Consider the following 12753-nt stretch of genomic DNA (forward strand, 5'->3'; position numbering starts at 1 on the left):
CCTGCGCCTTGCCTGGCGCGCTTTCAGCCGGCAACGCAGCTCATTAAATGACTGATGACACATCCTATTGTCCTGCGGAATAGATAGCGTGCGGGTCTTTCAGGACCGGGTCGACCGTTTTCCAGTCGCCGTTTTCGAAGACGCGGTAGAAGCAGCTCTGACGACCGGTATGGCAAGCGATGTCGCCGATCTGTTCAACCATCAGGATGATCACGTCGGCGTCGCAGTCCAGACGCATTTCATGCAGGGTCTGCACATGGCCGGACTCTTCGCCCTTGCGCCACAGCTTGCCACGGGAACGTGACCAGTAGATGGCACGGTTTTCGGATGCGGTCAGCTCCAGGGCTTCGCGGTTCATCCAGGCCATCATCAGCACGCGTCCGGTCTTGTGATCCTGGGCAATCGCCGGCACCAGGCCATCGGCGTCCCACTTGATCTCGTCCAGCCAGTTTTTCATCTTCGACTCCGACAGCGAACCCACACTTCAATAGTCGGGTTCAGGCGTTGAAACAGTGTGCCAGCCGATTACGCAACTGGCTATCGGCGAACGACCAGATACAAGCCGACTGCCACCATGATCCCGGCGGGCCAATGTCCCAGTTCGTTCAACGGACCGCCGGCGGCGAGGATCGTGCCGCCCGCCAGATGGGCGCTGCCGAGCAGGCGCAGGAACCAGTCGTCCTTGCGTTTCTGCCACGGTGGCGGCGGGTCGCTGGCGTGGGGCTGGGACATGCGTTCGAGCAGGTCGCGGGCCATGTTGGCCAGGTGCGGCAGCTGTTCGAGCTGGCTCTGCACATTGCCGATCAAGGCTTTCGGGCTGACACGCTCGCGCATCCAGCGCTCGAGGAACGGCTGCGCGGTGTTCCACAGATCCAGCTCCGGGTACAGCTGACGGCCCAGGCCCTCGATGTTCAGCAGGGTCTTTTGCAACAACACGAGTTGTGGCTGCACTTCCATGTTGAAGCGGCGCGCGGTCTGGAACAGGCGCATCAGCACCTGGCCAAATGAAATATCTTTTAACGGTTTTTCGAAGATCGGTTCGCACACGGTACGGATCGCCGCTTCGAATTCGTTGAGCTTGGTTTCCGCCGGCACCCAGCCCGAATCGATGTGCAATTGCGCCACGCGACGGTAATCGCGCTTGAAGAAGGCGAACAAGTTGCGCGCCAGGTAGTCCTGGTCTTCCGGGGTCAGGCTGCCGACGATGCCGCAGTCGATCGCAATGTACTGCGGGCTCCACGGGTTGACGGTGCTGACGAAGATGTTGCCCGGGTGCATGTCGGCGTGGAAGAAGCTGTCGCGGAACACCTGGGTGAAGAAGATCTCCACGCCGCGCTCGGCGAGCATCTTCATGTCGGTGCGCTGGTCGGCGAGGGTCGCCAGGTCCGTCACCTGAATTCCGTAGATGCGCTCCATCACCAGCACTTTCGGCCGGCACCAGTCCCAATAGACCTGTGGCACGTAGAGCAGCGGCGAGCCTTCGAAGTTGCGCCTCAGCTGGCTGGCGTTGGCCGCCTCGCGCAACAGGTCGAGTTCGTCGTAGATGGTTTTTTCGTAGTCGCTGACCACGTCCACCGGGTGCAGCAGGCGGGCGTCGGCGGAGAGCTTTTCGGCGGCGCGGGCGAGGATGAACAGCCACGCCAGATCCTGGGCGATCACCGGTTTCAGGCCAGGGCGGATCACCTTGACCACCACTTCTTCGCCGGTCTTCAGCTGTGCGGCGTGCACCTGCGCCACCGAGGCCGAGGCCAGCGGCTCGACGTCGAAACGGCTGAACACTTCGTTGATCTTCTTGCCCAGTTGCTCTTCGATCAACTTGACCGACAGCTGCGAATCGAACGGCGGCACGCGGTCCTGCAACAGCATCAGCTCATCGGCGATGTCTTCCGGCAGCAGGTCGCGGCGGGTCGAGAGGATCTGCCCGAACTTGATGAAGATCGGTCCCAGGTCCTGCAAGGCCAGGCGCAAGCGTGCGCCACGGCTCAGGTCCAGCGACCTGCGCGGGAACCAGCGCCATGGCAGGACGTAGCGCAGCGCCAGCAGGAACCACGGCAAGGGCAGATCGAACAGCAGGTCATCGAGGCGGTAGCGGATCACGACGCGCTGGATGCGCAACAGACGGCGGACGGCGAGCAGCTTCATGCGTTATCGCTTGGGTCGAGGGATCGGGAAAGGCGCTCGAAGCGCGCCTCGAGACGTTCCAGATCGAGTTTGATCCGGTCCAGTTCGCTGAAACGGGCTTCGGCTTCGCGCTGCCCGACGAGGGTGCGCGATTCTTCGGCCAGGTATTCGGCGAGGTTCTGGTTGAGGCTGGCAAATCCTTGTTGATACCAGCGAGCGCGGCTGCGCAGGTGACCGCCGATCAGTTGCGTGGCGACCGGGCCGAGCCAGCGCGAGAGTTCGTACTCCCAGTCCAGCTCAAGGTCCTGCAGCACGTTCGCCAGATCCAGCAGCACGCCGCTGTCGCCGTCGAGTTCGACTTCCGGCGCGTGCAGCACTGCGGTCTTGTCCTTGCTCAGGGCCAGTTTCAACAGGCTCGAAGCCGGGGCGCGCAAGGTGCAGTCGACGCCGGTTTCCCAGTGAGAGGCCAACATCAGGCCTTCGTCGCTCGGCAGGATGAACAGTTGCAGCGCCGGGCTGCGGCAATCCACGGCAATCACTTTGCCGGTCAGATGCGCCAGCCTCGGCAGCGCGGTGCTATCGAGACGCAGCACCCGATTCAGGCCGAGTTCGACGCTGGCCAGCAGCCCGGTCAGCAGCATCAGGGCTTGATGCCGCGGTGCAGGGCGACGATGCCTGCGGTCATGTTGTGATAGGTCACGCGGTCGAAACCGGCGTCGACCATCATCGACTTCAGGGTTTCCTGATTCGGGTGCATGCGGATCGACTCGGCCAGGTAGCGATAGCTTTCCGAGTCGTTGGTGATCAGCTTGCCCATCAACGGCATGAAAGCGAACGAGTAGGCGTCGTAGGCCTTGGACATCAGCGCGTTGGTCGGCTTGGAGAATTCCAGCACCAGCAGACGTCCGCCCGGCTTGAGCACGCGCAGCATCGAGCGCAGGGCGTCTTCTTTATGCGTTACGTTGCGCAGGCCGAAGGCGATGGTCACGCAATCGAAATGGTTGTCCGGGAACGGCAGTTTTTCCGCGTCCGCCTGGACGAATTCGACGTTGCCCGACACGCCTACATCCAGCAGGCGGTCACGGCCGACCTTGAGCATGGATTCGTTGATGTCCGCGAGAACGACCTGACCGGTGGGGCCGACCAGGTGCGAGAATTTCTTGGTCAGGTCGCCGGTGCCGCCGGCGATGTCCAGCACGCGGTTTCCTGGGCGCACGCCCGACAGTTCGATCGCGAAGCGCTTCCACAGACGGTGCATGCCGCCCGACAGAAGGTCGTTCATCAGGTCGTACTTGGCGGCCACGGAGTGGAACACCTCAGCGACTTTTTCCGCTTTCTGGCTTTCCGGAACGTTTTTGAAGCCGAAGTGAGTGGTGGGTTCGGCATCGCTGCCTTTGCGCTGATCAGTCATATCGCTGTCACCAAAAGAGAATGCGCGACATTCTAATCCCCAAGCCATGCTTTGTCTTGGAATGGCTAAAGGTAAGATGGGCAACCTTCGGGACGATTTGCCGCAGTGGCGGTCAAGATTCGTTGCAGGCATTCATAGCCCCATTCAAAAAGCAGGAGTCATTCAATGGCCCAAATCAGTGTTGAGCGTGCCCACAGTCTGGGCAAGGAAGCGGCCCGCGAGAAAGCCGACAAACTGGCGAAGAAACTCTCCGATCAGTATGGCCTGGAGCCGCAATGGTCGGGCGACACCCTGAACCTCAAGCGTTCGGGCGTGAAGGGCGCGGTGCATGTGGCCGAGGATTCGATCCGGGTCGACGTGGAACTGGGCCTGATGATGTCGGCCATGAGCGGCATGATCAAAGCCGAGATCGAGAAGGCGCTGGATAAAGCGCTGGTCTGAACGATGCCATGGGGGAGCTTCGAGTTCCCCCGTTTGTTTTTGTTGCCCCTGCCTTTTATGTCAGTTGTTAGGGTGCCGTTTCTAATTTTTCTCCCTACTTTGTGCCTGAGCCCGACACTCGTCAGGGCAGTTCCTCAAACCTTCTGCGCGTGAGGTGCACCATGGCCAAAGCTGTTTTGAAGAAAAAAATCGACGCCTCGACTTCCGCCTTGAGCGACGTCAAATCCTATGCCCGCAAGATCTGGCTGGCTGGCCTGGGTGCCTACACCAAGGTCGGTCAGGAGGGCAGCGAGTACTTTCAGGAGTTGATCAAGGCGGGTCAAACCGTTGAAAGAAAAGGCAAAAAAGCCGTCACCGAAAAACTCGAAGCGGCCAACGCCGAGATCGATGAGGCCAAGAGCGAAGTCAGCTCTTTCAAAGGTCGTGTCGAAGTTCAGCTCGACAAGGTCGAGAAGGCGTTCGACACGCGTGTCGCCAGTGCCTTGAATCGTATCGGCATTCCGTCTAAACATGACGTTGAGGCACTCTCTGCTAAGCTCGATGAGCTGACGGCATTGCTCGAACGCGCCGCGCGTAAATCTTAAGGAGAACGGGATGGCTGGTAAAAAGAACACCGATAAAGAAGGCAGCTCGTGGATCGGAAAAGTCGAAGACTATTCCCGCAAGATCTGGCTGGCTGGTTTAGGCGTGTACTCGAAGATCGACACTGACGGCAGCAAGCTCTTCGAGACATTGGTCAAAGACGGCGAGAAAGCCGAGAAGCTCACCAAGGCAGCGGTCGGCAAGAAAGTCGATGCCGCCAAGGACTCCGCTTCTTCGGCCAAGTCGCGCATCAGTGGCGTGAAAGATCGTGCGCTGGGTACGTGGGATCAACTGGAAGGGGCCTTTGACAAGCGCCTGAACAGTGCGATTTCGCGCCTGGGCGTACCGAGCCGCAACGAAGTGAAGGATTTGCACAAGAAGGTCGATGCCCTGACCAAGCAGATCGAAAAACTCACCGGCCTCAAAGCACAACCTGTGGCGGCCAAAACCGCAGCAGCCAAACCGGCGGCAAAACCTGCTGCCAAGCCATTGGCCAAGGCGGCTGCCAAGCCTGCAGCCAAGCCAGCGGCCAAAACCGCAGCCGCCAAACCGGCAGCGAAAGCCGCGGCCAAACCGGTTGCAGCCAAGGCCGCCGCCAAACCTGCTGCAAAACCGGCGACCAAGCCAGCAGCGAAGACCGCTGCCGCCAAACCCGCTGCCAAGCCTGCGGCCAAACCGGCAGCAGCGAAAAAGCCTGCAGTGAAAAAACCGGCCGCGCCGAAAGCCGCCGCGCCGAAACCGGTGAGCGTACCGCAAGCACTGGCCAGCACGTCGAACTCCGCCTCGGCTCCAACCCCGGCGCTTGTTTCGACGGTTGCATCGACCCCGTCGACGCCGACCAGTCAGTCCTGATTTTCAGGGCTCAGGAAAACGCCCGGCCTGTGAAGGTCGGGCGTTTTTGTATGTGCGGTTACTCGTGATCTTCAAGATATTGCAGCGCCATACGCTCCGTCGCCACCTTCACCGGCGGTAACAGATGCGGCGCCACCAGCATCATGATCTGGTAAACCACCAGCCGCACTTCGCCCTCGCGATCGAGAATCCGCTGATAGTCCAGCGAGAACAGCAGGGTCATGGTGATCTGTTCCACCAGTTGCCCTAACGCCTGGGTATCGCTGACCAGTTGCCCCGATGCTTTCAACCGCGCAAGCAGTGACGCCAGCGTGCGCTTCAGGATATTGAGGAACTGGCGAATGCCCTTGGCCAGTTTCGGCAGGCGTCCGGCCAGGTTCGACAGGTCCTGGAACAGGAACCGGTACTGAGCCAGGCGTTCGACGATCAGGTGCAGGAACAACCAGTAATCCTCTGGCGCCAGTTCGACATCGGCGGGCGGGTCGAGCAGTGGCGCCAGTTCGATCTGGAAACGCTCGAACAGCCCGAGAATCAGCGGTTCCTTGCCATGGAAGTGGTAGTAGAGGTTGCCCGGGCTGATCCCCATTTCATTGGCAACCTCCATGGTGGAGACGTTCGGCTCGCCCTTTTCGTTGAACAACTGCAGGGCACATTCGAGGATCCGTTCGCTTGTTTTCATCCAGTCTTCTTAACAGGGTCGGGGCCGGTCAGCGCACGCGCACGTAAGTGCCGGGCGCCGCCTCCATCGGTGGATAGTTCGCGTTGCCAAGGGTCATCTGGGTTTCGCGCAGGGTGCCGGAACGTTGCTGGATCCATTCCAGCCATTGCGGCCACCAGCTGCCGTCGACTTTTTTCGCGTCGTAGTACCAGGCGCGCGGGTCGCTGCTCAGCTTGCCGTTCTCGACGTAGGTGGCTTTCGGGTTGCTCGGCGGGTTGAGAATGCTCTGTACATGGCCGCTGCTGGACAGCACGAAACGCCGCTCGCCGCCCAGCAGCAGGGTCGAGCGATACACCGCGTCCCACGGCGTGATGTGATCGTTGATGCCGGCCACGCTGAAACTGTCGACCGTGACTTTCTGCAGGTCGATCGGCGTGCCGCAGACTTCCAGGCCTCCTGAATGAATCAGCGGGTTGTGCTTGAAGAAGTCCAGCAGATCGCCATGAAACGCCGCCGGCAGGCGAGTGCTGTCGTTGTTCCAGTAGAGGATGTCGAACGCCGGCGGCTCCTTGCCCAGCAGGTAGTTGTTGACGAAGTAGCTCCAGATCAGATCGTTGGGTCGCATCCAGGCGAATACCTTGGTCATGTCGCGACCATCCAGCACGCCTTTCTGATAGGAGCGACGCTTGGCCGCTTCGAGGGTCTGTTCATCGGCGAACAGTGTCGCCGGAGAGTCGATCTGACTGTCCAGCAGGCTCACCAGATAGGTGGCGCTGGAGACCCGCCGCAACTGCCGCTTGGCCTGCAAGTGCCCTTGCAGCGCGGCGATGGTCAGCCCGCCGGCGCAGGCGCCCATCAGGTTGACCTCGCGGGCACCGGTGATCGCCCGGCAGATGTTCATCGCTTCTTCCACGGCCTCGACGTAGGTCGACAGGCCCCATTCGCGATGGCGCACGTCCGGATTGCGCCAACTGATCATGAAGGTCTGCAAGCCGTTTTTCAGGGCGTACTGGACGAAGCTGTTGTTCGGGCTCAGGTCGAAAATGTAGTACTTGTTGATTTGCGGCGGCACTACCAGCAACGGTTTCGAGTACTGCTTTTCGCTCATTGGCCTGTACTGGATCAGCTCGAGCAATTCGTTGCGAAACACCACCGAACCGGTAGTGGTGGCAACCGTCTTGCCGACCTCGAAAGCCTGTCTGGTTACCTGGCGCGGCAGGCCGTCGTTGTGCAGCAGGTCATCGAACAGATGACTCAAGCCGCGCACCAGGCTGTGGCCGCCGGAGTTGAACAGCTCCTTGATCGCCAGCGGATTGAGCAGCGTGTTGGAAGGCGCCATGGCGTCGTTGATCAGGGAAAAAGCGAAGTGCGCACGGGCGCGATCGTCGTCGCTCATGCTGCTTTCGTCGATCCAGCTCTTGACCTGTTTCTGCCAGCTCAGATAGGCCTGCAGGCTCCGGCGGTAGAACGGATTGAGGCTCCAGGCCGGGTCGGCAAAGCGGTTGTCGTTGGGGTTGGTCGGGTGCAGGGTTTCGCCGAGCAGCACGCGTCCCAGCGCGCCGCCAAGTTTCAACGCGTGTTTCGCGCTGTGGATCGGATTGCGCAGACCATGGTAGGCGACGCTGCGCAGCGTCGATATCAGATCGCGGCCACGCAGGCCGGCAATTGCACTCTGTGCATTGATGAACACGGCAGGACTGGGCACTGCACCCGTCGCTGGTTTGTCGCGCATGACTCAACACTCCTTCGTCTTCAGGTCAATAACAAACACACCGGACCAGAACACCATAGACGCTGTTGCGGGTTGTTGCCTGCGCGGCGTCCTGCCACGCACTTGCAAAAAGCCCTGCAAGGAACTGTCCAGAAAACCGTGTCCGAACGGTTATCCGCCCAGCGGTGTCGGGTGAGGATGCATCACTGCGCGAAGGCGTTCCTCCTGGAGAAATTTCATGATGATCGGCGCCACGGCTTCAGCACGGGTGATGAGGAACAGATGCCCGTCATCGATAATGTGCAATTGCGCGTTGGGAATGCGCCAGGCGAGCAGACGCATGTTGATCAGCGGGATCAGCGGATCGTCGTCGCCGGCCAGCACCAGAGTCGGCTGGTGGATCTTGTGCAGCCAGTGAATGCTGGTCCAGCCGAGGCCCGCAAACAGTTGCCAGTAGTAGCCGAGCTTGCCCGCCGAACGCACCTTGGCCGCATGGCTGGCGGCGAGGGTGGGGTCACGCCGGAACGAACCGCCGTAGATCATCGGTGCGATGCGGATCACATGGGACGGCTGGATGTAGCGGCGCGGACTGGCCATCATCCACAACACCTTCGGCTTGCCCGGCACCATCACCGCGCCCGCCGCCGTGGCGGCCAGTACCAGCTTCTTGCAGCGCTCGGGATAGTCATGGGCGAACTGCTGCGCCAGCGCGCCGCCCCAGGACACGCCGATGACGTTGACCTGACCGTAGTCGAGGTAATCGAGCATTCGCGCCGTGAGCTTGGCCAGCCCCGGGAAACGATACGGCCGGCTCGGCGTCGAAGAACCGCCGACACCTGGCACGTCGAAGGCGATCACCTCCAGGTCGGGGTCCAGCGCCGCGACAAAAGGAAACACCAGCTCCAGGTTGGCGCCGATGCCGTTGAAAATCAGCAAGGGCGTCAAGTGAGGCTTGCCGGGGCGTACGGCGGTCCGGATGGTCTGGCCATCCAGCTCGACGGTACGGAAGATGAACGGTTGCGGCATGCTTCAGGGCCCTGTGGGTCAATCTCGATATCACCTCGTCCCCCTTGTGGGAGCGGGCTTGCTCGCGAAGGCGTCGTGTCAGTCGCCATTGATGTTGGCTGATCAACCACTTTCGCCAGCAAGCCCGCTCCCACAGGGGAGTGAGATGCGTCAGTTACCGCTCGTGTACGTAAGTGCCCGGCGAGGCTTCGCCCGCCGGATACGCCTTGTTGCCCAGTTTCGTCGGCGCCTTTTTCAGCTCGCCCGAACGCGCCGCCTGCCAAGCCTGCCAGTACAGCCACCAGGAGTCGGTGTGCTTGGTCGAGTTTTCCTGCCAGTCATCGGCATTGGCGGTCATTTCGTCGCTGGTCATGTAACGGGATTTCGGGTTGCCCGGCGGGTTCAGGATGCTCTGGATATGCCCACTGCTGGACAGCACGAATTCCACCTTGCCGCCAAACAGCTGCGCCGACTTGTAGCAGGACTTCCACGGGGTGATGTGGTCGTTGGTGCCGGCCAGCGAGAAGATGTCGGCCGTGACCTTCTTGAGGTCGATCGGCGTGCCGCACACTTCCAGTGCATCGGGGCGGGTCAGTGGATTGTTTTTGAACATCTCGATCAGGTCGCCATGGAACGCGGCCGGCAACCGGGTGGTGTCGTTGTTCCAGAACAGGATGTCGAACACCGGCGGTTCGTTGCCCAGCAGGTAGTTGTTGACCCAGTAGTTCCAGATCAGGTCGTTGGGGCGCATCCAGGCGAAGACCTTGGCCATGTCTTTGCCTTCCAGGACGCCGGCCTGATACGAATGACGCTTGGCCATCTCCAGGGTCTGCTCGTCGACGAAGAGTGCGATGTCGCTGTCCAGGGTGGTGTCGAGCACGCTGACCAGCAGGGTCAGGGCATTGACCTTGTTCTCGCCGGTGGCGGCGTAGTGGCCGAGCAGGGCGGTGCAGGTGATGCCGCCGGAGCAGGCGCCGAGCATGTTGACGTCCTTGCTGCCGGTGATCGCGGTGACCACGTCGACCGCTTCCTTCAGGGCTTCGATGTAGGTCGACAGGCCCCACTCGCGCTGTTCCTTGGTCGGGTTGCGCCAGCTGACGATGAAGGTCTGCACATTGTTGCGCAGGCAGAAGCGCGCCAGGCTCTTGTCCGGGCTCAGGTCGAATACATAGAACTTGTTGATTTGCGGCGGCACCACCAGCAGCGGACGCTCGTGAACCTGCTCGGTGATGGGTTTGTACTGGATCAGCTCCAGCACATCGTTGCGAAACACCACTGCGCCTTCGCTCACGCCCAGGGTCTTGCCGACCTCGAACGCGCCCATGTTGACCTGGCTCGGCATGCCGCCGTTGTGCACCAGATCCTTGGCCAGATGGGAGAGGCCGTCGAGCAGGCTTTTGCCGCCGGTCTCGAAGAAGCGCTTGACCGCCGCCGGATTGGCCATGCTGTTGGTCGGCGCCATGGCTTCGGTCATCAGGTTGATCACGAAGTGGCCGCGCGCGATGTCCTTGGGCGAGAGGCTGCTGTCGTCGATCCAGGCATGGAGCTCCTTGCGCCATGCCAGGTAGGTTTGCAGGTAACGTTTGTACAGCGGGTTCTGGCTCCACGCCGGATCGACGAAGCGACGGTCATCGCCAGCCGGTTGCAGTTCTGATTTGCCGAACAGCACGTTCTTCAGTTCGAGGCCGAAATGAGTGACGTGTCTGACGCTATGGATCGGTTGTTTGATGGCCTGGGTCAGCACCATTCGAGCAGAGGCCAGCAGATCCTTTCCGCGTAGCCCAACGACGGGATTCAGCCCCAGGGTGTTCTCCGAGGCCTGGTACTTCAAATCATCGTTATTCTTGTTACTCATCTACGACGCTCCATTGTCCTGAGACGAGTACCCGGTTTTCTGCTGCGCAGTTCCACAGCCAATGCCAGGTACTACTGCTCGGGTGACCGTTGATTCTGCATAGCTGCTTTACAGTCGTAGAGCACTGCAGGGAACTTGCCAGTTCCATTGGTTACCCGAGATTGATTTTTTTCGCAAGCAGCCGATCCCGGGCCGCTTTAGCGGAGCATTCAAACAGATGAATCTAGAAAATGCCTTCTAAACAGTCCGAGGCGCGGACTAGAGCATCAGCTTGACGACGGACTGATCCGGGTCACGGGTTTTGCCGGCGGCCTTGAGCTCGGCCAGATAATCCGCCCAGAGTGCGTCATAACGTCGCCCCAGCTCGTACAGGTAATCCCAGGTGAACAGGCCGCTGTCATGACCGTCGTCGAAGGTCAGTTTCAGTGCGTACTGACCGGCCGGTTCTACCTTGGTCAGGCCGACGTGCAGCTTGCCGGATTGCAGGATCGGTTTGCCGTGGCCCTGGACCTCGGCGGAGGGGGAATGCACGCGCAGGAATTCGGCGGGCAGGGTGTATTCCTCGCCGGACGCGTATTTGAGCGACAGGGTTTTCGAGGCCTTGTGCAGTTTGATGTCGGTGGGCAGCATGATCAGGTATCCGTCTAGTGCGGAACCTTGTGGGAGCGAGCCTGCTCGCGAAAGCGGTGGTTCAGTCAACACAATGGTTGAGTGTACGGCCATCTTCGCGAGCAGGCTCGCTCCCACAGTTCCGTTACATCTGTAAGAGTTGCTTACAGGATATAACGGGACAGATCTTCGTTCTGCGCCAATTCACCCAGGTGGCTGTTGACGTACTCGGCGTCGATCAGGATCGCCTTGTCGTCATGGGCGCTGGCCAGGTCGCCGGCACTGAACGACACCTCTTCCAGCAGACGCTCGAGCAGCGTGTGCAGGCGACGGGCACCGATGTTCTCGGTCTTCTCGTTGACCTGCCAGGCGATTTCCGCCAGGCGCTTGATGCCTTCAGGCTGGAACTGGATGTTCAGGCCTTCGGTCTTCAGCAGCGCGCAGTATTGCTCGGTGAGCGAAGCGTGCGGTTCGCTGAGGATGCGTTCGAAATCTTCCGGGCTCAGGGCCTTGAGTTCGACGCGGATCGGCAGACGGCCTTGCAGCTCCGGCACCAGATCGCTCGGCTTGCTCAGGTGGAACGCGCCGGAGGCGATGAACAAAATATGGTCGGTCTTGACCATGCCCAGTTTGGTGTTGACGGTGCAGCCTTCGATCAGCGGCAGCAGGTCGCGTTGCACACCCTCGCGGGACACATCGGCGCCGCCGACGTTGCCGCGCTTGGCGACCTTGTCGATTTCGTCGATGAACACGATACCGTGCTGCTCGACCGCTTCCAGGGCCTTGGCCTTCAACTCTTCTTCGTTGACCAGGCGACCGGCTTCTTCATCGCGCACCAGTTTCAGCGCTTCCTTGACCTTCAGCTTGCGGGACTTCTTCTTGCCCTTGCCCATGTTGGCGAACAGGGACTGCAGCTGGTTGGTCATTTCTTCCATGCCCGGCGGCGTGGCGATCTCGATGCCGGCCATCTCGGCGACTTCGATCTCGATTTCCTTGTCATCCAGCTGACCTTCGCGCAGCCGCTTGCGGAACAACTGGCGGGTGTTGGAGTCCTGGGTCGGTGCATCTTCGTTGCTGAAACCCATGCGTGCTGGTGGCAGCAGGGCGTCGAGGATGCGATCCTCGGCGGCGTCTTCGGCGCGGTGGCGTACGCGGGTCATTTCCTGCTCGCGCAGCATCTTGATCGCGGCATCGGCCAGATCCCGGATGATCGATTCGACGTCGCGGCCAACGTAGCCGACTTCGGTGAACTTGGTCGCTTCGACCTTGATGAACGGTGCGTTGGCCAGCTTGGCCAGGCGACGGGCGATCTCGGTTTTACCGACACCGGTCGGGCCGATCATCAGAATGTTCTTCGGGGTCACTTCAACGCGCAGCTCTTCAGGCAGCTGCATGCGGCGCCAGCGGTTGCGCAAGGCAATCGCGACAGCGCGCTTGGCATCGTCCTGGCCGATGATGTGGCGGTTGAGTTCGTGGACGATTTCGCGGGGAGTCATGGACATAGTAAT

13 protein-coding genes are annotated in these 12753 nt (G+C 60.7%); 3 read left to right on the forward strand and 10 right to left on the reverse strand.

The genetic code is table 11. The features are described 5' to 3' along the window. Positions 1-64: 64 nt before the first annotated feature. From hisI to ubiE, 4 genes are all read right to left on the reverse strand, one after another. Positions 65-457, reverse strand: a complete 393-nt coding sequence (gene hisI, locus ACK6BI_RS00095; protein WP_409315516.1) for a phosphoribosyl-AMP cyclohydrolase — start codon at positions 455-457, stop codon at positions 65-67. Positions 458-537: 80 nt separating this feature from the next. Further along, positions 538-2142, reverse strand: coding sequence for a ubiquinone biosynthesis regulatory protein kinase UbiB (gene ubiB, locus ACK6BI_RS00100; protein WP_409315517.1), 1605 nt, complete (start codon positions 2140-2142; stop codon positions 538-540). Next, a complete protein-coding gene (locus ACK6BI_RS00105; protein WP_409315518.1) occupies positions 2139-2762 on the reverse strand; it encodes an SCP2 domain-containing protein in 624 nt (207 codons plus the stop codon). Before ACK6BI_RS00105 ends, ubiB begins: the two co-directional genes overlap by 4 nt. Continuing rightward, positions 2762-3532, reverse strand: a complete 771-nt coding sequence (gene ubiE, locus ACK6BI_RS00110; protein ID WP_065261768.1) for a bifunctional demethylmenaquinone methyltransferase/2-methoxy-6-polyprenyl-1,4-benzoquinol methylase UbiE — start codon at positions 3530-3532, stop codon at positions 2762-2764. The genes ACK6BI_RS00105 and ubiE overlap by 1 nt, the downstream gene beginning before the upstream one ends. A 165-nt stretch (positions 3533-3697) precedes the next feature. Here ubiE and ACK6BI_RS00115 point away from each other — a divergent pair, with 165 nt between their 5' ends. The 3 genes from ACK6BI_RS00115 to ACK6BI_RS00125 all read left to right on the forward strand — a co-directional run bounded on the left by ACK6BI_RS00115 (position 3698) and on the right by ACK6BI_RS00125 (position 5407). Further along, positions 3698-3973, forward strand: a complete 276-nt coding sequence (locus ACK6BI_RS00115) for a polyhydroxyalkanoic acid system family protein (RefSeq protein WP_065261767.1) — start codon at positions 3698-3700, stop codon at positions 3971-3973. A gap of 161 nt (positions 3974-4134) precedes the next feature. After that, positions 4135-4557 carry a phasin family protein gene (locus tag ACK6BI_RS00120; protein ID WP_065261766.1) on the forward strand — a complete coding sequence of 141 codons (423 nt, stop codon included), beginning with the start codon at positions 4135-4137 and terminating at the stop codon, positions 4555-4557. 10 nt (positions 4558-4567) lie between these two features. Further along, positions 4568-5407: a phasin family protein gene (locus ACK6BI_RS00125; protein WP_409315519.1), complete on the forward strand. Its 840-nt coding sequence runs from the start codon at positions 4568-4570 to the stop codon at positions 5405-5407. Between the two features lie 58 nt (positions 5408-5465). On the opposite strand, the gene ACK6BI_RS00130 is transcribed toward ACK6BI_RS00125, so the two are convergent. From ACK6BI_RS00130 to hslU, 6 genes are all read right to left on the reverse strand, one after another. Then, entirely contained in the window at positions 5466-6086 is a 621-nt protein-coding gene (locus tag ACK6BI_RS00130; protein ID WP_409315520.1) for a TetR/AcrR family transcriptional regulator, read from the reverse strand. 28 nt (positions 6087-6114) lie between these two features. Beyond that, positions 6115-7797 (reverse strand): class II poly(R)-hydroxyalkanoic acid synthase, encoded by a 1683-nt coding sequence (phaC, locus tag ACK6BI_RS00135; RefSeq protein WP_409315521.1) that lies wholly within the window; start codon positions 7795-7797, stop codon positions 6115-6117. Positions 7798-7947: 150 nt separating this feature from the next. Next, entirely contained in the window at positions 7948-8802 is an 855-nt protein-coding gene (gene phaZ / locus ACK6BI_RS00140) for a poly(3-hydroxyalkanoate) depolymerase (protein WP_409315522.1), read from the reverse strand. A gap of 154 nt (positions 8803-8956) precedes the next feature. Beyond that, complete coding sequence (gene phaC, locus ACK6BI_RS00145; RefSeq protein WP_409315523.1) at positions 8957-10636, reverse strand: class II poly(R)-hydroxyalkanoic acid synthase; 1680 nt, start codon at positions 10634-10636, stop codon at positions 8957-8959. Between the two features lie 258 nt (positions 10637-10894). Next, positions 10895-11266, reverse strand: a complete 372-nt coding sequence (locus tag ACK6BI_RS00150) for a DUF971 domain-containing protein (RefSeq protein ID WP_260521895.1) — start codon at positions 11264-11266, stop codon at positions 10895-10897. 143 nt (positions 11267-11409) lie between these two features. Next, entirely contained in the window at positions 11410-12747 is a 1338-nt protein-coding gene (gene hslU, locus ACK6BI_RS00155) for an ATP-dependent protease ATPase subunit HslU (RefSeq protein WP_085732563.1), read from the reverse strand. Positions 12748-12753 lie beyond the last annotated feature (6 nt).

It is taken from the genome of Pseudomonas sp. KCJK9016 (assembly GCF_046231795.1).
Lineage (GTDB): Bacteria > Pseudomonadota > Gammaproteobacteria > Pseudomonadales > Pseudomonadaceae > Aquipseudomonas > Aquipseudomonas bananamidigenes.

What these genes read in the sequence shown, in the direction of transcription:
- hisI (WP_409315516.1), bottom strand. Translation starts at nt 457, where the DNA reads ATGAAAAACTGGCTGGACGAGATCAAGTGGGACGCCGATGGCCTGGTG.
- ubiB (WP_409315517.1), bottom strand. Translation starts at nt 2,142, where the DNA reads ATGAAGCTGCTCGCCGTCCGCCGTCTGTTGCGCATCCAGCGCGTCGTG.
- ACK6BI_RS00105 (WP_409315518.1), bottom strand. Translation starts at nt 2,762, where the DNA reads ATGCTGCTGACCGGGCTGCTGGCCAGCGTCGAACTCGGCCTGAATCGG.
- ubiE (WP_065261768.1), bottom strand. Translation starts at nt 3,532, where the DNA reads ATGACTGATCAGCGCAAAGGCAGCGATGCCGAACCCACCACTCACTTC.
- ACK6BI_RS00115 (WP_065261767.1), top strand. Translation starts at nt 3,698, where the DNA reads ATGGCCCAAATCAGTGTTGAGCGTGCCCACAGTCTGGGCAAGGAAGCG.
- ACK6BI_RS00120 (WP_065261766.1), top strand. Translation starts at nt 4,135, where the DNA reads ATGGCCAAAGCTGTTTTGAAGAAAAAAATCGACGCCTCGACTTCCGCC.
- ACK6BI_RS00125 (WP_409315519.1), top strand. Translation starts at nt 4,568, where the DNA reads ATGGCTGGTAAAAAGAACACCGATAAAGAAGGCAGCTCGTGGATCGGA.
- ACK6BI_RS00130 (WP_409315520.1), bottom strand. Translation starts at nt 6,086, where the DNA reads ATGAAAACAAGCGAACGGATCCTCGAATGTGCCCTGCAGTTGTTCAAC.
- phaC (WP_409315521.1), bottom strand. Translation starts at nt 7,797, where the DNA reads ATGCGCGACAAACCAGCGACGGGTGCAGTGCCCAGTCCTGCCGTGTTC.
- phaZ (WP_409315522.1), bottom strand. Translation starts at nt 8,802, where the DNA reads ATGCCGCAACCGTTCATCTTCCGTACCGTCGAGCTGGATGGCCAGACC.
- phaC (WP_409315523.1), bottom strand. Translation starts at nt 10,636, where the DNA reads ATGAGTAACAAGAATAACGATGATTTGAAGTACCAGGCCTCGGAGAAC.
- ACK6BI_RS00150 (WP_260521895.1), bottom strand. Translation starts at nt 11,266, where the DNA reads ATGCTGCCCACCGACATCAAACTGCACAAGGCCTCGAAAACCCTGTCG.
- hslU (WP_085732563.1), bottom strand. Translation starts at nt 12,747, where the DNA reads ATGTCCATGACTCCCCGCGAAATCGTCCACGAACTCAACCGCCACATC.